Source organism: Gilliamella bombi (assembly GCF_900103255.1).
GTDB lineage: Bacteria > Pseudomonadota > Gammaproteobacteria > Enterobacterales > Orbaceae > Gilliamella > Gilliamella bombi.
Genome location: NZ_FMWS01000001.1, coordinates 1 through 19,851 on the forward strand (window position 1 = coordinate 1; position 19,851 = coordinate 19,851).

Genomic DNA, 19,851 nt, shown 5'->3' on the forward strand with positions numbered 1-19,851 from the left:
ATGTTTTATCAGTACTGGTAAAAGTAATCACATAACGCCAAGGCTGGTTTAACGACTCATCACCATCAATATGCAAAACCGAAATCGGCGCGCCCAGCCCGTCAACCGTTAAGGTATAGCGATTATGGCTAACCCCACTCAAACCCGCCATTAAATCGCCAAAACCTTCACCGAGTTGCTCCAGAAGACGATTAAGTTCGTTTGACATGTTGTTCTCCTATTTATTTTTTACTCTGTACGACTAGCTGTTTCTTTTTCTAATTGTTTTTTATTACTGTCTTTTTCCTCTATTTTTGATACTTTTGAGGATGCTTTTTTTACCGTTGTTGCCTTTTTAGCTTTTGTTGGCTTAGTTTTACTATTTTTCGTTACCCATTCAAGTACAATGCCATCTGTTTCGCTAAAGTCGAGTTGTAACGTTAGTGATTGATTATTTTGGCTATTATCCTGCTGTAGTAACAAGTTAGAAACTACTGGTAAGATTTGTTGATTTAAAATACTATCGATATTACGAGCACCTGTATCTGGCAATAAGCAAGCTGAAACTAAAGTATCGTAAAGTTTTTGACCAACATTAAACTCAATTTTGTAATGTTTTTGTAATCGAGAGGCGACTTTATTTAATTTCATTTCAACAATTTTGCGTAGTGCAACATCATCTAATGGTTTATAAATGACAGTTTGAAAACGCGCTAATAATGCTGGTTGAAAGTGTTCACGTATAATAGGGCGCAATAATTCTTGCTGTGTTGCAATATCAGCATTTGGCATTTCATCAAATAATGCCATTAATTCATCGCTGCCTAGGTTAGAAGTCATTAATATTAAGGTATTACGGAAATCAATTTCACGCCCTTCACCATCTCGCATAAAACCACGATCGAATACTTGATAAAATAGATTCAATACATCACGATGCGCTTTTTCGACCTCATCCAATAATACAACGCTATATGGGCGTTTACGGACGGCTTCAGTCAATATTCCACCTTGACCATAACCCACATATCCTGGTGGTGATCCTTTGAGTTGTGATACGGTATGAGCTTCTTGATACTCTGACATATTAATGGTGATCAAAGATTGTTCGCCACCGAAGAGTGTATCAGCTAAAGCTAAAGCTGTTTCGGTTTTACCTACACCAGATGGTCCGACTAATAAGAATACTCCCATCGGCGCATCTTCTGAGGTTAGCCCCGTTTTTGCGGCACGAATCCGTTTAGCGATGTCAAAAAGCGCGTTATCTTGACCAACAACACGTAAACGCAAATCATCTTCTAACATAAGCAAATGGCTTTGTTCATCTTTTAGTAGGCTTTCTAATGGCACTCCGGTCCAATCGGCAATAATTGAAGAGACAATTCGGCTATCAACATCAAGTGACAATAAAGGTAAATTTTTTTGTAGTTCACTTAATTTTTGCTGTGTTGCAATCAGTTGCTTTTGAATTTTTTTATCTTGTTTTAGTGTTAATTTTTGTCGTAACTCAATTAGTGTTTCAACAAGTTTTTTCTCTTTTTCAAATTGTATTTGTTGATTGGTTAATTTTTTTTGTAATTCGCCTAGTTGTAAATCGATTTCCCCCATACGATCTGTTGATAGCTGTTCTCCTAATACTACATCAGCTTCTATTGCTTCTTGTTCTATTGTCAATGAGGCAATTTTGGCTTCAAGCAACGTGATTGATTCAGGTATTGTATCTAGCCCCATGCGAACCCTTGCTGAAGCTGTGTCAAGCAGATCAACGGCTTTATCTGGCAGTTGACGACCACTGATATAACGTCGAGAAAGCGAAACCGCTGTTTTAACAGCTTCGTCCAGTATATGTACACCATGGTGTTTTGCGTATCGTGATTTTAAACCACGTAGCATAAGACAGGCTTTCTCGTCATCAGGCTCATCAACTTTAACAATTTGAAAACGGCGCTCTAACGCAGCATCTTTTTCAAAATATTGTTTGTATTCAGACCATGTTGTAGCAGCAATTGTACGTAATTCACCTCTAGCTAGTGCAGGTTTTAATAAATTTGCTGCATCAGCTCCACCAGCTGAATTGCCTGCACCAATAATGGTGTGCGCCTCATCAATAAACAGTAATATTGGGGTCGGTGATTGTTGAACAGCCTCAATCACATTTTTTAATCTTTGTTCAAATTCACCTTTTACGCCAGCACCAGCTTGTAGCAAGCCAAGATCAAGCATTAATATGCTAACCTTTTCAAGATTCTTAGGCACGTTGCCTTCTGCAATACGAAGCGCCAATCCTTCAACTAATGCCGTTTTACCTACGCCAGGTTCTCCCACTAAGATTGGGTTATTTTTGCGACGACGAGATAAAATATCGATCATTTGCCTTATTTCACTATCGCGACCAAATACAGGATCAATTTTACCTGTTTTCGCTTTTTCGGTAATATCTTCAGTAAATCGACTAAGCGCTGCTTGATAATGTCTTTGTTGCACAGCTTGTTGTTGGTTATTTTTAGTCTCAGCTGTTTGCGAATCCTGATTAGTATCAATTTTTTGTTGGGATGTACTATCGATATCATTATTTGAATGATAGCTGTATTGATTTACAGGGTTTTCATCTGATGTTTCATTTAATTGAGTGCGCATTTTTTGTAATGACACAACCGATAAGCTAAGTAATTGCCATGCATCTTGTGCTTTTAAGCAATGAGGCATCTCTTGTAGCACTTGTAAAATATGTACTGAACGAATGACATCTTCTTGATCTTCAAGTGAAGCCTTTAACCATGCTGATTGTAATACTGCAATCAACGATGACGATAAACTAGGTTTTGTATTAATTGTGTGTGGTAAAATGTCTAAATAATTCAATAATCCTTGCCAGACTTTGTCCATATCTAGTTGGTAATGTCTTGCAATAAATGAAATATCACCTGCACCTTGTTCTAATAATTTTAATAGCCAATGTTCAAGTGTAATTTCTGGATGTGCTCTCGTTTGACATAATTCTGCCGCAGCTTCAAGTGCTCTTGCACAATACGGATTGAGTCGCCTTAATAAAACAGAAGGATCGGCAATCATTACTATTCCTTTCGTTATGTTATTGTTTATAAAAAAATGTTGATTCTGCCGTAATGACAGAATCAACAAAAACCACATTAGGCTCTACTTTCAACCCAGCTATCTGAGTGAATGATGTTGCCATCTTTATAAGTCCAAGTGATTTTTTCGTAACGTAATTCAATACGCTCTAAGTGATTGTATTGTTCTTTTGTTGGATCTTTAATGTTGTGCATTTCAGGTTTAATAGAAACAATTTTTACGTTATCCATTAATGTGTTGAAATATTCAATTTCCTGACCTGCATCATTAATTTTGTACCATTTGATTTCAACAGACTTTAAGTTTTGGCCTGTAGTTACAGCTTTGTAAAGATAAGGTGATGAAGCATCAACTTCTTTAACAAATTCAAGTGCTTTATGAACGCGAGTTCCGGTTAATTTACCTGTATTACCATCGGTTGGAATGTAGACTTTGTGATCAAATTCAACCACTTCAACACTACCTTCACGTCCTACTACAGTTACAGAACCTTTAATTTCTGCACCACCATCGTCTTTTAAAAACATATACGCTGGAACTGCCATTGTTTTTACTCCTTTTTTGATTATTATTAAACACTCTTAGTTTTCATTTGCCAAAATACAATTTGACATTTGAGGAACTAAGCTAATTTCTACTCGCCGGTTTTGTGCTCGACCTTCCAGAGTGTCGTTACTAACTAGCGGTTTTTTTGCTCCATACCCTTGTATTGCAAAACAGGTTTCAGGGATATCACTAGCTTTTATAATCCAGTTTCGTACTGCTGTTGCACGCTCAAATGATAATTGAATATTTTTATTTTCATCACCAGTGGAGTCAGTATGCCCTGCAACTAAAATAAGCCACCCTGTTCCGTGGTTAGCATTTATTTGTTTTTTCATTTCAACTAATGCATTGACTAATATTTTGGTTGAATCTGATTTTAAGCTTGATTGGCCACTTTCAAATAATGCTAAACTATCTAGGCGAATCACGGATGGTACTTCTTTCATGATAACTTTTTCTTCTTTAATAATAATTTTTTCTGGTTCTGGTGGTTTAGCAACATAATCACTCATAGAGACATTTAAAGGCTCAAGTAATTGTTGTCCATGATAAAGTCCCATACCTAAACGAACAGGTTCCCCTTGAGCTAAATATTGATTTAACATTGCTCTATCGTCTTTAAGTAACTCAAGTGCTTGTCGCTTTTCTTCATAACTGTCCATCGAAATTAAATGGTAATGTCGAATATCATTTTGTATTTGATCTGAAAGTTTAATATTGTTCCAAAAAGATGCGCCTAAGCATCCCATAATAAATATGGACGTGATTGTAATTAATCCACAGACCATCGTGGCAATAGGCGAAAATGGGTAAGCTATTGGCATAAATTTAATTAAGGAATCGGGCGGACTTACATTATCTTCAATTTTATGGTTATTTGGCAGTGGTAAAGTCGTGATACTTTCCCATTGTTTTTGCATAATATTGTTATTTACAATAGATTGATTTATAGGATAAATCGCTATCCCCGTTGGCTTACATTTTGCTATAGGCTGTTTTGGATCAATTAATGTTGATAATACGATTTGTTCAATCCAAGATTGTGTTTCGTTTAGCAATGGTCTTAATCGTAATCGTCTTTCTCGTTCGCTTGAAGGCGTTTTAATATCATTAACCCAATTGTTTAGAGGCGATAAATAACGATCAAGCAGAAATAATTTGTGATCGACTAATTGAAACCAGTAAACAGGTAATGGATTTTGTTCATCATAAATTAAATTATTTAGACCAATATGTGTCGATAAGTAAACAGGCAGTTGATATTTTGCAATGCGACATGTATCTGCCCATGATTGACGAAATGCTTGTAATTTAGCAATGAATAACCCTTGTTTATCCTCAAGTTCAGGCGTTAAAGCAAGAAATATGCCTACTCGCCCTATCATATCTGGCCATTTTGAAATTAATGAATCATAAACGATAGGTAAATGAGAATATTCTTCAACATAAATCCATACCGCTTCGGATGAAACAACAATATTCGATTCTGCTATGGATAGATCTTCTGGAAAAAAGTCTTTTGCTGCACTACCAGTTACCAATAAGATAGGTAATCGATAACGTTGCCTTGCTGGTAATAAATCAAGCTTTTGGGTTAAAAAGTCAATATTTGTTGTTGATAAAGCAAGCAGCCGCCGATAGCGTTGCATTCGCCATAGCAACCCACCTGCAATAACTAAAACTAAAATCGTACCAATAATTTTCCAACCGACTGTTATTGGTAAAAATACAAATAGTAACAATAAGCTTAATATAGCAGCATAAATGATTTGAATTCGTTTAGGGTAATCGCTCATAAATTCCCCTTTAACCTACAATTTTTTTAATCAACGTATCAAGTCGATAATCTAATAAAAAGTAAAGAACAATAACCAACAAAACGGATAACGCAGTACAAGATAACAGCATCGTTTTGCGTCCTAAATAACGATAAGTTTTGGTTTGTTCAATAATAGGATGAGCTTGTTCTGGCTCGTACTCTCGTACAGCTTCACGCAGGGCTAAAACCAAGTGTTCCCTTTCCATTTGAGGTTTATCTAGATAGCACCCTTGAAAGCCAAGCCCAAGCACTCTGTCAAAGCAACTTAATACTAATGGATCTTTTTTATCTGCTTTTAAGCGTCCGCGAATTTTTTCAAATAAATCATAACCAGCATTATGTGTATTAAAAAAGATGACTTGTAATGGTGCGCCTAACCACTCATCATAATCTTGTTTTTCGGGTTTATCACGATGGCGAAGTAATACTGTTTCATCTAATAATGCACATAGGGCATAACTTATATCATCAATCACATCTTGACTATATTGTGCCTTATATAACGTATCACGAACGGTCGTCACTTGCTGTTTACAAAGTTCATATAATTTATGTCCTGATGGAATATCCGCTTTCGCTTTTAATTGGACAACAACTAATATTGAATCTCGTAATAATTCATCAATGACTATTGTTTGTGGTTCTATACTCATAATCTTGACCCTATGATCGCAAAACTGCGAAAAGTTCTAGTGAAATATCTGGCATTGCTCTTGGCACATAAAACTCACAACAGCGAGTTTGCAACATATTTTTTGCTGCAATATGCGATAGATCTAGTGCAAAATATTGATTTTCTAAACGCATAGGTATTGCCGCCGGAACATGGCTAAGCGCTTTTATTGGTATACCCGATAATGCTGAATGTATAATTTGCCTTACATCATCTGGTGCACCAGCTTTACATAATATTGGAAACTGAGACTGTAATTGATGTCCAGGCAGACTTGAACGTACAGAGAGATAAAAATCAGCATCTTCAACAAGACGAGAATCGTTTAAGCGACCTGTCCATAATGTATCTTTATTATGGACTAAATCAATTTTAATCACTCGAGATGGTAAGCTTTCTTCTAATAAATTACGCACTAATCCAAATAATGGTGGGAAAACTTCATTAAGGTTGGTGTGTTGATAAGCTGGAATTTTATCAACATCATTTGCTAATGAAAACGTTAACAATGCACCTGTTAATGCCGTTAATGTTTGGTAAAGGTTTTCTGGGTGAATAGTTGGATTATCACGTAAAAATTTAAGTTGAGGCTCAAATGTGTTTAGTGCATTTAAAAGCCAAAACAGGGATACATCAGCTATTGCAAATTCAGCCATTTGTTCGTTACGTTCATGTCTCATGCCCATTAAACGTTGACGTTTAGCCTGTATTTGGATACATAATAGTTCTAACTCTTTTATTAATGTTCCACTTTGAGTGAATAAATTAATTAGTGGAGGAAGATATTCAAAATCAAGTACAAAACGACCATTTAGATCTCGCTTAAGGCATGCAATTGGGCATGTTAAATAATCACTATGATCTTCAAAATCAAATAAAAAAGTTAACGCATAACGCTCAACAGCGATTGTTTCAGCATTTTGTCCAAATAGATCTACCACTTCTACCCATTCTTGTCGATAGCGAAGTGGTCTTTCAAGTTGTTGATTGTCTTGTAGACAGTTACCCCCATTAGCTTGTAGCAATGGTATTCCAATAAATACAATGACTTCTTCACGCTCAGGTGGAACATCCGTATTTAGTGTTCTAGCTTCGGGTAATTTATCAGCAGCATCAGTATTAATCAGCACTCCATCACGAAAGCGAATACTAATAGATTCTGCCTGCAAGCGATCGATTGTCAGTGCTTGCGTATCTATGACTAATTTTTCAATACCCCATGGGTTAGCTACTGCCATAGCTGCTAACTTTTGAGAGGAAAACTGTTGCCATAACGCCTGTTGCTGAAATTGTTGAGGTGTCAAAAAGACACCTTCATTCCATAAAGGACGAAAAATTTTCATGAATCCTACCACCCAGATTGTTTGATATTAAGCTTTAGCTTTTGGCATTTGTGATACCATCGATAAATTAATATCCATTCCTTCAACTTGGAAATGTGGGATTAAAAATGTTTTAACACGGAAGAATCCTGGGTTATCCTCAATATCTTCAACAATAACTTTTGCTTCTCGTAATGGATGAGATGCTTGAACTTCGTCACTAGGATCGGTCATTTCAGTCACAAGGTTACTAATCCATTTATTTAACTCAAGTTCAAGAACTCGACGATCTTTTGTTGTTCCAATATTTTCTCGCTGAATCACTTTTAAATAATGAGCAATACGTGATAATAAGAAAATATATGGTAAGCGTGCATTAATACGGCTATTTGCTGTTGCTTCTTTTGTATCATATAGCGCTGGTTTTTGTGCCGAATTTGCAGAGAAGAAACAAGCATAATCTCTATTTTTATAGAAAGAGAGCGGTATAAAACCTAAATTAGCAAATTCAAATTCACGTGTTTCTGGGATAAGAACTTCAGTTGGGATCTTAACTTGGTTTCCTGTACCTAAATCGTAAAGATGGATAGGTAAATCTTCGACAAGTCCTCCAGCTTGTGGACCTCGAATTTGTACACACCAACCATTACGAATAAAACTTTGTACCATGTTAGCAGCAAAAGCATACGAAGCGTTAGCCCATAAATAACGACTATGTTCAATGCCTTTAACATCTTCAATATAGTTAAAACTACGGACAGGTACTGTATCAGGACCATAAGGTAAACGAGCTAATACTCTTGGTAATGTTAAGCCAACATAACGTGAATCATCCGTTTCGCGGAAACTGTTCCATTTTGTATATTCAGCTCGATCAAAATAATTTGCAATGTCTTTAATTGCAGCAACTTCTTCCATGGTTTCTTTACCAAAGAATTTTGGACCGACAGAACCAACAAATGGCATATGTGCCGCAGCTGCAACTTTTGAAATATTACGTAATAAAGCAATATCTTGTGGACCTCGATCAAACTCATAATTCGAGATAGTTACACCTATAGGTTCTCCACCTGGTGTATCATATTCTTGAATATAAGTATGACGATAAAACCCTGTTTGTATGATTTCTGGGGCATCTTCAAAATCTTGGCGAAGATCTTCTTTTGAAGCATCTAATAATTCAATTTTTACGTTGCGTCGGAAATCAGTACGATCCACTAAAAATTTTAAACCACGCCATGTCGCTTCAATTTCTTGGAACGTTTCGTTATGCATAATTGCATCTAATTGTCGGCTCAGTTTTTGGTCGATTTGGCTAATATGGTAATCTAATAAATGTTTGTCTAATTTTTCAACTTTTTGAGATGAGCCTTGAATCAATTTGAGTAAAATATCAACAGCCATCGTGACACGTTCATCTTGTGAGGACTCAAATAATACATCATTATCTTCGTATTTATCGATCTCACCAGCTTTTTGGATTGGATTTAAATTTATTTTATTAAATAAAGATTGGTAAACACTACCATTATCTTCTAAAACGGATTGGTTAACACTTTTTTGTTCTGTTTTTTCGTTCATTGCTTTTTTCCTTATTGTTCATCAATAACGATATAATTTATTTCGAAAGTAACTAGATAATTTATTAAAAACATTTATTTTGTGTTTTTAGATACAATTGATTCTAATTCTGCACGAAGCTCATCAGATAATTGTTCATCTTTAACAATTTTCTCTAGTTCGTAACGAAATGTAGCGTTGTCTAGTAAGTTAGATTTCAAATCTCTTAATAAATTACGCATAGCAAGCAAAGAACGAAGCTGAGGAATGTTTCTTGCAACTTGTTCAGGTTTAAAATCATTCATTGATTCAAAGGCAAGTTCTACACTAATATCGCTACCATCATCTGCAAGAGTATTTGGTACATTAATTTTGGCAGAAGGTCTAAATTCTTTTAATACTGCATCAAAATTATTTTTATTAATGGATACTTTTTCTTTTTCTGAAAGTGGACGTTTGTCTTTACCACGACCATAATCACCAATAGATAAAATTTTTAAAGGTAACTCAACTTTCTTTTGAGCCCCACCAGTATGAAGATCTAGTTGAATATTAACACGAGCAGGAGGTACTTCGTTTTGATAGCTATTTGACATATTTGATTCCTTATGAAACACGAATAAATTAATAATTTCTTAAATAATATAAATAGATAATCTTTATGATATAATAAATTACTCTATTTTTCTACAATTTTTGATAAAATTCCAAATACTATTAATACTTTACCCATAAAAAACCTAGATATCTTTATCATTAAAATAGTGTAAAAAATTGATAAATAATGAACTATTTTTATTCAATGAACATATTTTTGAGGATATTCCTTAGTATAAAAACCAAGCAAATGACAAATATTTTTACTCTTTTTTTTATATTTTTTATTCGCATTATAAATATTGCCATATATCTTATTTTTGTACTTAACCAAAATTTTATTTATACTGATTATAAAATCTACAATTAGATATGGTATAAAATATTTTCCAAAAATGCCGTTCCAAGAGTAATGCATGTAATCGTTTGTACTCGATTTTTACCTGTCATTGTTGTTCATATAATTTGTAGGAATTACTGTTTATACAATAAACCAAGCATCTGATGTTTTTTTAGTTAACTATATCGCTTTCTATTCGCATTACACTCGGAATTATTGCATAATACAGAGGGTATAAACTATAAAAATTGAGTTAGGAATAATTATGGAACTTCTTTGTCCAGCGGGATCTTTACCATCATTAAAAGTGGCTATTGATAATGGCGCTGATGCTGTTTATATTGGTTTGAAAGACGATACCAATGCCCGTCATTTTGCTGGTTTAAATTTTAATGAAAAGCGATTGATTGAAGCTTCAGATTATGTACACAAACACGGCAAAAAATTGCATATTGCTATTAATACTTTTGCCCATCCAGAAAATTTTCAGCGTTGGCAATATGCGGTTGATACTGCGGCTAATATTGGTGCTGATGCTTTAATTATTGCCGATCTTGCTATGCTTGATTATGCGGCTGAAAAATACCCTAATCTTGAGCGTCATGTTTCTGTACAAGCGTCGTCGACCAATGAGGAGTCGATTAAGTTTTACTATAATAATTTTCAGGTACATCGCATTGTTTTGCCACGCGTACTTTCAATGCATCAAGTTAAACAGTTATCACAAGTGTCCCCCGTTCCACTCGAGGTGTTTGCTTTTGGTAGCTTGTGTATTATGGCCGAAGGTCGGTGCTATTTGTCATCTTATTTGACTGGCGAATCCCCTAATACCGTTGGCGCTTGTTCACCTGCCAAATTTGTTCGTTGGGAAGAGACCGAAAAAGGACTGGAATCAAGGCTGAATAATGTGTTAATTGATTGCCATAAAAAAGGCGAAAATGCAGGCTATCCAACGCTATGTAAAGGACGCTATTTTGTTGGTCAGGAGCTCTATCATCCTATCGAGGAGCCAACAAGTTTAAATACCATTGAGCTATTGCCTGAACTGTTTGCCGCAAATATTGCATCAGTCAAAATAGAAGGCCGTCAGCGTAGCCCTGCTTATGTTGAGCAAGTCACTAAAGTGTGGCGACAAGCCATCGATCGCTATAAAGCCAATCCGCAATCATTCCAAGCCGAACAACGCTGGATCGATACGCTTGGTTCGGTGTCAGAAGGCACACAAACAACATTAGGCGCTTATCACCGTAAATGGCAATAAGGTGTGAGTTAGCAATAGGTAATGTGCTAACAGTATCAACGTAAATCATTGAGAAAGATCTAACATAAATATAGTGAGCAAAACCATGAAATACGCATTAGGACCAGTGCTTTATTATTGGCCTAAAACTGAAACAGAAGCGTTTTATTACGCCGCTAAAGAGAGTCAAGCGGATATTATTTATATGGGCGAAACGGTTTGTACCAAGCGCCGTGAAATGAAAGTACCAAACTGGATTGAATTAGCAAAAGAGATCGCTAAATCCGGTAAACAGGTAGTGCTTTCTACATTAGCTTTACTTGAAGCACCATCAGAATTAAATGACTTACGGCAATTGGTTAATAATGGGGAGTTTTTAGTCGAAGCAAACGATTTAGCTGCCATTAATGTTGCGCATGAGCATAAATTACCCTTTGTTGCAGGTCCGGCTATTAACTGTTATAACGCTTTAACTCTAAAATTATTACAAAAACAAGGTATGGTTCGCTGGTGTATGCCGGTTGAGCTTTCTCGTGATTGGTTGAGTAATGTGCTTAAACAGTTTGAGAGTTTAAATATTGCACGAAATTTTGAAGTTGAATTGTTTAGTTATGGTTATTTACCTTTAGCTTATTCAGCTCGCTGTTTTACCGCAAGATCGGAAGATAAGCCTAAAGATAAATGCGAAACTTGTTGTATTAAGTATCCTGTTGGACGTGAGGTGTTTTCACAAGAACAACAGAAAGTATTTGTGTTAAACGGCATTCAGACTCAAAGCGGTTATTGTTACAATTTGGGAAATAATCTAAAAGAGATGAAAGGATTGGTTGATATCGTTAGAATTTCACCACTTGGTATTGAAACACTTGATATTATTAAGCAGTTTAAAGCTAACGAAGATGGATTAAATCCACTGCAAATTGAACATAACCGAGATTGTAATGGTTACTGGAATGGGATTGCCGGACTTGAACTTACCCAATAAGCATTTTCTGCCTGAACAGTTTCGGGCAAGTTTTCCTGCACTTAATAGTGAAAGCGTATATCTTGATTCGGCAGCAACAGCACTTAAACCGCTAGCAATGATTGATGCGACACTTGCGTATTATGCCCAGAATACTGCTACTGCAAAACGTAGTTTATACCAAGATGCTTTGCAAGTAACTGCAAAAATTGATAAGGCAAGACAAAATGTTGCCGATTTGGTTCACGCTAATAGTAGTGCTGAAATTATCTGGACACGAGGTGCAACCGAGTCAATTAACTTAATTGCGCAAAGCTATGCTCGATCGTTGTTACAACCCAACGATGAAATTATTGTGAGTGAATTAGAGCATCATAGTAATTTGTTACCTTGGTTGATTGTGGCTAAGCAAACGGGGGCTAAAGTCGTTAAGTGGTCGTCGGATGTTAATGAGTTATCGTCGTTAATGTCAGCTAAGACCAAGATTGTTGCAGTGACTCAAATGTCAAACGTCACTGGATTTTGCCCTGATTTAGCTACAATAAGCAACATTGTTCATCAATATGATGCGGTTTTAGTGGTGGATGGTGCGCAAGGTGTTGTTCATCATGCAATTAATGTTAACCAGTTAGATATCGATTTTTATGCCTTTTCTACCCATAAATTGTATGGTCCAACGGGGCTTGGCGTTTTATATGGTAAAAAGGCATTACTTGAGCTAATGTCGGTTTGGCATGGTGGCGGTAAAATGCTAAAAAGCGCTTCGTTTGATGATTTTATTCAAGAAGATCTTCCTTATAAATTTGAAGCTGGTACGCCTAATATTGCAGGTATTGTTGGTTTTAATTCCGTACTTGAGTGGTTAAAAAGTTGGGATAATAAGCAAGCTGAAAACTACACAAAACAGCTAGCTTATTATGCAAAATCACAACTAAACCAATTTGCCGATATTCAATTTTATAGTGTGGATGATAGCCCGATAATCACTTTTAATATCAATAATATTCATCATAATGATATTGCTATTTTGTTAAGTGAACAAAATATTGCCATCCGTACTGGTGAGCTTTGTGCCCAGCCTTTGATGAATAAATTAGGATGCCACGGAGCGGTTCGTGTTTCATTGATGCCATATAATAATCAGCAAGATGTGGAAAAATTTATTTCAGTATTGCAAAATGTAATTGAAATATTAGTGTGATTTTATACTGAAACGTATAGTTTCCTGAAACTTTTTTACAAACATTTAATCGTAAATAGGTCAATATTATGCTATCACAGCAAAGCTTAGCCGAATTATTCGCAAAGCAACATAATTGGCAAGATCGTTATCGACAGTTAGTGATGTTAGCAAAGCAATTGCCTGATTTTCCTGAAGAGCAAAAGACAGCGCAAAATCAAGTCAATGGCTGCGAAAACCGAGTTTGGTTGACTTATCAAAAACAGACAGATGATACCTATGTTTTTAGTGGTGATAGTGAAGGTCGAATAGTGAAAGGATTATTGGCAATCTTAATTATTGTTGCTAATAATAAAACAGCGCAAGAAATTGCAACGCTCGATTTTCAATCCTTATTAAGCCAACTGAAAATTTCTGATGAGTTAAGCCAATCTCGTTTGCAAGGGGTTACTAAATTAATTGAGCGTATTAAATCAGTTGTATAAAAAAGGGGGCTAATCGCCCCCCCTGTCTTTTGTATAGTCACTATTTAATTTTCAGTATACGTATATAGTGTGATCACTTTTTTTACACCACGGACTTTACTTGCAATTTCGGCTGCTGCTTTACCTTCTTCTGATGTAACAATACCAATTAAGAAAACTTCGCCGTTTTCAGTTACTACTTTAATCTTGCGAGCTTTTGTTTTGGCATCTAAAACTAACTGAGATTTAACTTGAGTCGTTATCCAAGTATCATTGGTAATAGTCCCTGCGCCAACAGGCTCTCCAATACGAATTTGATTATAGACTTTTTTTACCCCTTCAACTTGGTAAGCAAGACTTTCAGCTTTTTCAACTTGTTCATTATTTGCTTGTCCAGTTAACAGAATATTACCACCATAAGCACTAGTAACAATACGAGAACCAATAAAAAATGGTCCATTATTTTTTATTTTCATGCTCATGCGTGAACTAAGTGTTGTATCATCAACTTGAGTACCCGCAGTACGAGGATCGGTTGCAACTTTTGCCGTAGCCCCTGCACCAATTCCTATAAAGGCAGCAACGCAGCCTTGTAATGTTAATGCGCAAGAAATTAACATTACTATTAAGCTAACTTTTTTCACTATAACTCCTTATGATTTATTACTCTGTAATAATCAAATTTCAATAAATTGTTTGTATTATGCCTTGTAGATATTGATTTGCAAATAATTTTATGATTTATGCTAGCTTATAGCAGTATTTATATTTTATTAAACTTAACCACACCATAGATTTCTGTTTGAATTTCAATTGTTATTTTAGTGTAAAATCTGCTATCTTTTGATAATAAATAAAATAAATTAGATGATTGGAATACAAATATGAATCAAGATTGTGTCGATTGGCTATATGGTTTATCTGCACCAATGGTTGTAATAAACATAGAAAATGGAGCAAGTTATACTTCGCCATTTTTTTATCCAGATCGAGATTTTGTTGATATGAAAGAGAGTTGGGGGATTGATTCCCGTGAAACTTTACTTAACTGTGTGTTCGACATGGTTGATGATGGGCACGCTTCAGCATTGTCTAAATATTATTTGATGTATTCTCGACTTTCCGAATTTGATTGGTGTGACCATTATCAAGAACAAGATGACTATCAAAAAGTTTTGCTTGATTTTGTCAAACAAACCTTTCCTGTGTGCGGTACTGCAGGTATCCGTAGTTGGGATTATGCTCGAATGGGATATATCTTACGAAATGGTATCACTAATAAATATATCACCGAACAAGAGGCCTTATGGGTTTTTTCTCGAATAGGACTCCGTTGTCAATATTATTATAGAAACTGGCACCATTACTTTTCAGGCTGGTTTGTTGGCTATCAATATTGGATATCACTCAATAGCAAAGAAGACTTAGAAACATTACGTTGCGAATTGACTCGAGCATCACGCGCTCATACCATGGCAAATTTACATGAAGATAAAGATGCCCCACATAATCGTTTATCTTGGTATATAGATATTGAAGAACTAGAAAAACCTGAGTCACTAATGGAGTATGATTGGTCATGAATGAAAATATTTGGCAACTGTTAGGCATTGAAAAAACAACCGATCAAGCGGCTATTCGTCAAGCATATCGAGCACAATTACCTTCATATCATCCTGAAACTGATCCCGATGGTTTTAAAGCATTACGCGAAGCCTATGAGTCAGCAATAAAATATGCACAATCGCCCGAAACAATGGCCGATGAACCTAAGTCTGAATCAGAACAACAACAAGAAGTATCAGTATCTTTAACAGAAAAACAGCTTAAAGCCAATGAAATTTGTGAGGCTTATCAAACATTATTAGATGATCCTCGACGCTGTTTTAATGTTAACGAGTGGCAAAAATTTATTGGTTCATTTTATGACTACTCAATGGCAGTTATTGATTCTGTAAAATGGCGATTGTTAGAAATAAGTTATGAATCAAAAAATATATCAGAGTCATGTGTCAAACTATTAGCCGATAGTTTACGTTGGCGGCAACTGCTAATGATTCAATTTACCGATGATTTTGAAAAGTATGATAATTATTTAAATCATATTGATCGTGGTGATTTGTTCAATTACACCTATTTACCGACAACAAGTAAAACACTGCAAAATGTAACTATCGATTATATGTACTATACTAGGTGGTTATTTTGGGAGCGTAGATCTGAGGATATTTATGCATTCTTATCACAAGATACGGTCATTTATCTTCCTGATGATAAAAATTTGATGCTTAAATTTTCCTATTGGCATTGTATAGCTAATATAAAAAATCAAGCTATTTTGGATTACGCTTTAAAATGTATTTCCCAAAATGATCAAGATGAAAATATCATTATCGAATGGAAATATATTGCCGCTATTCAATATACGCTACTTGATAATAAGCAAGAGTCCTTACAATCTTGGCTAGATCTTTATAGTTCTGGTCATTATCAAGATAAAGCAGCCAGCTGGATAGCTGGTTGGTGTGAATATTATAATAAAGATTATTTCCCATTATTAATCATGGCCCTTAATAATTCTTACTGTATTGATATAGATAACACTGAAAATTATTTAAATGCAATACCTCAGCTAACAGCAACAACTGTTTCACGATTGGCGGAACTTGAGGCTAGTGATTATTCCCCTGAAATAGCCAATTTTATTGATTGGGCGTTAAATGTAAATTGGAATTATAGACAAGTTTTATCCATGCTGTTACTTGATGACGGTACCAATCGATTGTATCGCTTATATCGCCATGCCATCATGCTTCGCCACGGTAATGAAAGATTATTGCAAGAAATCCTTGATGAACGCAGCGATGATCCATTTGAACAATTTATTTTGCAAAATTTACAAAGGCAAGCACGACAAAACCTAACATGGTTATCAGAGCTACCGCCCGTACAAGAGTTTAAAGCTTGGCTATATGATAGTGATGAAAATGCGCCTATTCCAGCTAAATTTGATCCTAATTCTGAAGATAATCATTGTTTGTATTGTCGTTTATGGCTAGATAGGCTTGATTATTTGCCTTATGTTGCCATGTTTCATCTTTATAATAATTTAGAGTATTCATATATGGAAATGTATGATTGGGTAGCTTTTCTTACAATACGAATACCTTACAAATTACCCGCTCCTCCAGATGCTTCTATCTGTTCAAGTAATAAAAATGCCTATTGGCAATGGTATCGTAATTGTTTATTAGTTATATCAATTGCCAGTCAACCCTTTGCAACGGCCAAATATCTTCAAACTGAAAATAATACATTCCAACTACCGGATGATAATTTGCTATCCCCTCTTATTAATATTTTTAAACAAGGAAACTGGCAAAATGAAACAGAGTTATATAATCTGATTAACAATGACAGTAAGTTAATTGATTGCATTTTAATAAATTATCCAAATTCAATTGAATCGTATATTGATGATACACCTGATAGCATTGATTTTAAAGAAATTGAGCAAAAACTTGAACAAGTATGGCAAACTAAATTAGCGAAACAAAACCCTATCTACTTGATGATTTTATACACCATAGTATTTAATAAGCCCGATCAAAAAACAAAATTAAATACAATGTTACAAGATATTACTGGCGATAATAAAGAGTTAATAAAAATATCAACAGTTCTACAAAAAAATTGGGAGTCATTATCATCTGATGATAAAATAAAATACAATTACACCGAACTAGTTGATGAAATAGTGACCATTGCTAAACGTTTATCTAACTCTTACGGTATATGCGATGAAAGTGAACTTGAAAGGTTATACAAGTTTAAAAACAACAGTGACAATGATTTAGTCTTACGGCTTTGTGCGTCATTACTTATAGCAAAAAATCATGAAAATCAACAAAAACTGGAATCACAGCCATTACCTAAAAATAAATGGTGGCAGTTTTGGCGTTGGAAAGGGCGAACTAATATAAAAGGTTTTATTATACAATTATGTTGTAGCTTCATTGTGTTAGGATTGATGACCGTATTTAACAACAATTTTGAATTGAATAGTTCTACTTTTTCTATGATTTGTTATTCTATTGCTGTAACCAACACGGTTTTTGCATTAAAACGACGTTTTAATGATATCGATAAAGGTGAACCGCTCATCGGTTTTTTGGCCGAAATATTAGTTTTTTTCTTATTTTTTGCGCCATTTTGGGTTTCTGGTGTCAAATACACTAACCGTTTTGGATCACCCGTAGAAGAAACAAGCAAAGAAAAGGAAAAGTAAACAAATTAAAGTCCTCTTTTTTATGTCTAAAAAAGAGGACTTTTTATATTTTTTAAATTTTATTGGTTATCGATTCAGATCTTGTAGATTAGATTCAATTTCACAACGAATTTCGTTAATTTCTTCAGAATTTTGTCTATTTAGTACTTCCATAAAAACTTCGATATATGATCCAATTAATAGTCGTTCATCACCCAATGATTGTGCCCATGCACGTTCTAGCCTTGCTAATAAAGTACGATTCGGCATTTCGTCGCGAGGGTGAATTTTAAGTGCTTTCAAGCGATCATGACTGTCTTGTTTTTGTTTGTCTGTTAATCCAATTGGACTATGATCAATTACTTTGCCATGTTGCTTACCTGTTTCAAGCAAAACCACATCAACTTCTAATAAGCCATTTAGATCATAACTAAAGCGGACATCAATTCCTTGGGTTCTTTCCATTGGCGTTAGAGGCACTTCAAACTCATCAATTAAAACATTATTTTCAACGCGTGGATTTTCACCTTGATAAACCGAAATACATATCGCTTTTTGCTGAGGGTGCGTTGTGTAAAATGTTTTTACTTTCGAAGTTGGTACAATGGTATTACGTTCAATAATGGGTGAAAATAATCCACTAACATTATTTGAACAACTTTCAATCCCTAGTGTATAAGGGCACACATCAGTAAGAATGACTTCTTCAACATCAGCATTTCGCAATCGACAAGCTGCTTGAACTGCGGCACCTTGTGCAACGATCGTTGTCGGATTTATGTGGCGATAGGGTAATTTACCAAATAATTTAGTAACCAGTTCTCGTACCACACCTAATTGAGATGAACCGCCGACTAATACGATATGTTCAAGTTGATTAGGTTTTAATCGGGCATCACTTAATGCTTGTTCTATTGGTGCTCTTAGTCGATTAAGTAGTGGTAACCATAGTGTTTTAGCTCGGCTTTCGTTTAAGGTAAATTGCCACTGCTTATCTTGCCAAAACCAAGTTAAAGTATGTGATTCTTCAACATTTAATTTACATTTTAGTTGTTCGGCTAAATCTAACAGGCGAGCATAATCATCGGTCGGAATATCTTGTTGTTTAAGATTCCATTCACTTAAGCAAACTTTAACAAGCTCTTGGGTAAAATCTTCACCACCTAAATAGTTATCACCAGCAGAAGCATGCACTTCAATAATGGGCATTGAATATTCAAGCACTGTTACATCAAACGTACCACCACCTAAATCAAATACTAAAGTATTACCCGATTGATCTTCATGTAATCCGTATGCCATAGCGGCTGCTGTTGGTTCATTGATTAAGCGTACAGCATTTAACCCAGCTAACTCGGCAGCAAAGCGAGTTTGCTTGCGTTGTTCATCATTAAAATAAGCAGGAACAGAAATGACAACATCACGAACTTCTTGGTTTAAAAAAGCCTCTGCATCTGCTTTCAATGATTTTAAAATTATGGCTGAAAGTTCAGTTGGCGTAAATTTTTTGTCACCTAATTCGAAAACTTTATTTGAACCTAAAAAGCGTTTAAATGCTGCTGCACTGCGATTTGGATGAGTGGTTAAACGAGACAATGCCGCATGTCCGACTAAAATAGAATCGTCTTCATCAACACTAACTACAGATGGTGTAACAACTTCACCAATTGAGTTAGGAATGAGGACAGTTTTACCATCTTGCCAAACACAAATTAAACTGTTTGTAGTGCCTAAATCAATACCGATTGGATAATGCATAAACTCTCTAAATAATATAATAATTTCCTATTGTTTAGATTATATACTA

At 35.2% G+C, this 19,851-nt stretch carries 16 protein-coding genes; 6 read left to right on the forward strand and 10 right to left on the reverse strand.

Annotated elements, in window-relative coordinates; all coding sequences use genetic code 11:
- From B9N71_RS00005 to tssB, 8 genes are all read right to left on the reverse strand, one after another.
- Positions 1 to 208 (reverse strand): hypothetical protein (locus B9N71_RS00005; protein ID WP_143421960.1); only part of this gene is annotated, 208 nt, incomplete at its 3' end.
- 20 nt (positions 209 to 228) lie between these two features.
- Positions 229 to 3,051 (reverse strand): type VI secretion system ATPase TssH, encoded by a 2,823-nt coding sequence (gene tssH, locus B9N71_RS00010; protein ID WP_085163667.1) that lies wholly within the window; start codon positions 3,049 to 3,051, stop codon positions 229 to 231.
- 77 nt (positions 3,052 to 3,128) lie between these two features.
- A complete protein-coding gene (locus B9N71_RS00015) occupies positions 3,129 to 3,617 on the reverse strand; it encodes an Hcp family type VI secretion system effector (protein ID WP_065590676.1) in 489 nt (162 codons plus the stop codon).
- 36 nt (positions 3,618 to 3,653) lie between these two features.
- Positions 3,654 to 5,414 carry an OmpA family protein gene (locus tag B9N71_RS00020; RefSeq protein WP_085163668.1) on the reverse strand — a complete coding sequence of 587 codons (1,761 nt, stop codon included), beginning with the start codon at positions 5,412 to 5,414 and terminating at the stop codon, positions 3,654 to 3,656.
- Between the two features lie 10 nt (positions 5,415 to 5,424).
- On the reverse strand, positions 5,425 to 6,090 hold the full coding sequence (tssL, locus tag B9N71_RS00025; protein ID WP_085163669.1) for a type VI secretion system protein TssL, short form: 666 nt from the start codon (positions 6,088 to 6,090) through the stop codon (positions 5,425 to 5,427).
- 10 nt (positions 6,091 to 6,100) lie between these two features.
- Positions 6,101 to 7,453 carry a type VI secretion system baseplate subunit TssK gene (gene tssK / locus B9N71_RS00030; RefSeq protein WP_065590679.1) on the reverse strand — a complete coding sequence of 451 codons (1,353 nt, stop codon included), beginning with the start codon at positions 7,451 to 7,453 and terminating at the stop codon, positions 6,101 to 6,103.
- 27 nt (positions 7,454 to 7,480) lie between these two features.
- The gene (gene tssC, locus B9N71_RS00035; protein WP_085163670.1) at positions 7,481 to 9,013 is read right to left on the reverse strand and encodes a type VI secretion system contractile sheath large subunit; all 1,533 of its coding nucleotides are present in this window, start codon (positions 9,011 to 9,013) and stop codon (positions 7,481 to 7,483) included.
- A gap of 74 nt (positions 9,014 to 9,087) precedes the next feature.
- On the reverse strand, positions 9,088 to 9,588 hold the full coding sequence (gene tssB / locus B9N71_RS00040; RefSeq protein WP_065590681.1) for a type VI secretion system contractile sheath small subunit: 501 nt from the start codon (positions 9,586 to 9,588) through the stop codon (positions 9,088 to 9,090).
- 606 nt (positions 9,589 to 10,194) lie between these two features.
- On the opposite strand from tssB, the gene ubiU reads away from it, so the two are divergent.
- The 4 genes from ubiU (at position 10,195) to csdE (ending at position 13,798) form a co-directional block, all read left to right on the forward strand.
- Positions 10,195 to 11,190 (forward strand): ubiquinone anaerobic biosynthesis protein UbiU, encoded by a 996-nt coding sequence (ubiU, locus tag B9N71_RS00050; protein WP_065590577.1) that lies wholly within the window; start codon positions 10,195 to 10,197, stop codon positions 11,188 to 11,190.
- 85 nt (positions 11,191 to 11,275) lie between these two features.
- Positions 11,276 to 12,154, forward strand: a complete 879-nt coding sequence (locus B9N71_RS00055) for a U32 family peptidase (protein ID WP_065590578.1) — start codon at positions 11,276 to 11,278, stop codon at positions 12,152 to 12,154.
- The gene (csdA, locus tag B9N71_RS00060; protein WP_085163672.1) at positions 12,123 to 13,334 is read left to right on the forward strand and encodes a cysteine desulfurase CsdA; all 1,212 of its coding nucleotides are present in this window, start codon (positions 12,123 to 12,125) and stop codon (positions 13,332 to 13,334) included. The genes B9N71_RS00055 and csdA overlap by 32 nt, the downstream gene beginning before the upstream one ends.
- Positions 13,335 to 13,402: 68 nt before the next feature.
- Positions 13,403 to 13,798 carry a cysteine desulfurase sulfur acceptor subunit CsdE gene (gene csdE, locus B9N71_RS00065; protein ID WP_065590580.1) on the forward strand — a complete coding sequence of 132 codons (396 nt, stop codon included), beginning with the start codon at positions 13,403 to 13,405 and terminating at the stop codon, positions 13,796 to 13,798.
- 44 nt (positions 13,799 to 13,842) lie between these two features.
- Here the strand turns inward: csdE and dolP are convergent, their stop codons facing one another.
- Positions 13,843 to 14,421, reverse strand: a complete 579-nt coding sequence (gene dolP, locus B9N71_RS00070) for a division/outer membrane stress-associated lipid-binding lipoprotein (RefSeq protein WP_085163673.1) — start codon at positions 14,419 to 14,421, stop codon at positions 13,843 to 13,845.
- A gap of 240 nt (positions 14,422 to 14,661) precedes the next feature.
- On the opposite strand from dolP, the gene B9N71_RS00075 reads away from it, so the two are divergent.
- Positions 14,662 to 15,360, forward strand: coding sequence for a DUF1266 domain-containing protein (locus B9N71_RS00075; RefSeq protein ID WP_065590581.1), 699 nt, complete (start codon positions 14,662 to 14,664; stop codon positions 15,358 to 15,360).
- Complete coding sequence (locus B9N71_RS00080) at positions 15,357 to 18,065, forward strand: hypothetical protein (RefSeq protein WP_085163674.1); 2,709 nt, start codon at positions 15,357 to 15,359, stop codon at positions 18,063 to 18,065. The genes B9N71_RS00075 and B9N71_RS00080 overlap by 4 nt, the downstream gene beginning before the upstream one ends.
- Positions 18,066 to 18,131: 66 nt before the next feature.
- On the opposite strand, the gene B9N71_RS00085 is transcribed toward B9N71_RS00080, so the two are convergent.
- Positions 18,132 to 19,802 (reverse strand): molecular chaperone HscC, encoded by a 1,671-nt coding sequence (locus B9N71_RS00085; protein WP_085163675.1) that lies wholly within the window; start codon positions 19,800 to 19,802, stop codon positions 18,132 to 18,134.
- Between the last annotated feature and the right edge of the window lie 49 nt (positions 19,803 to 19,851).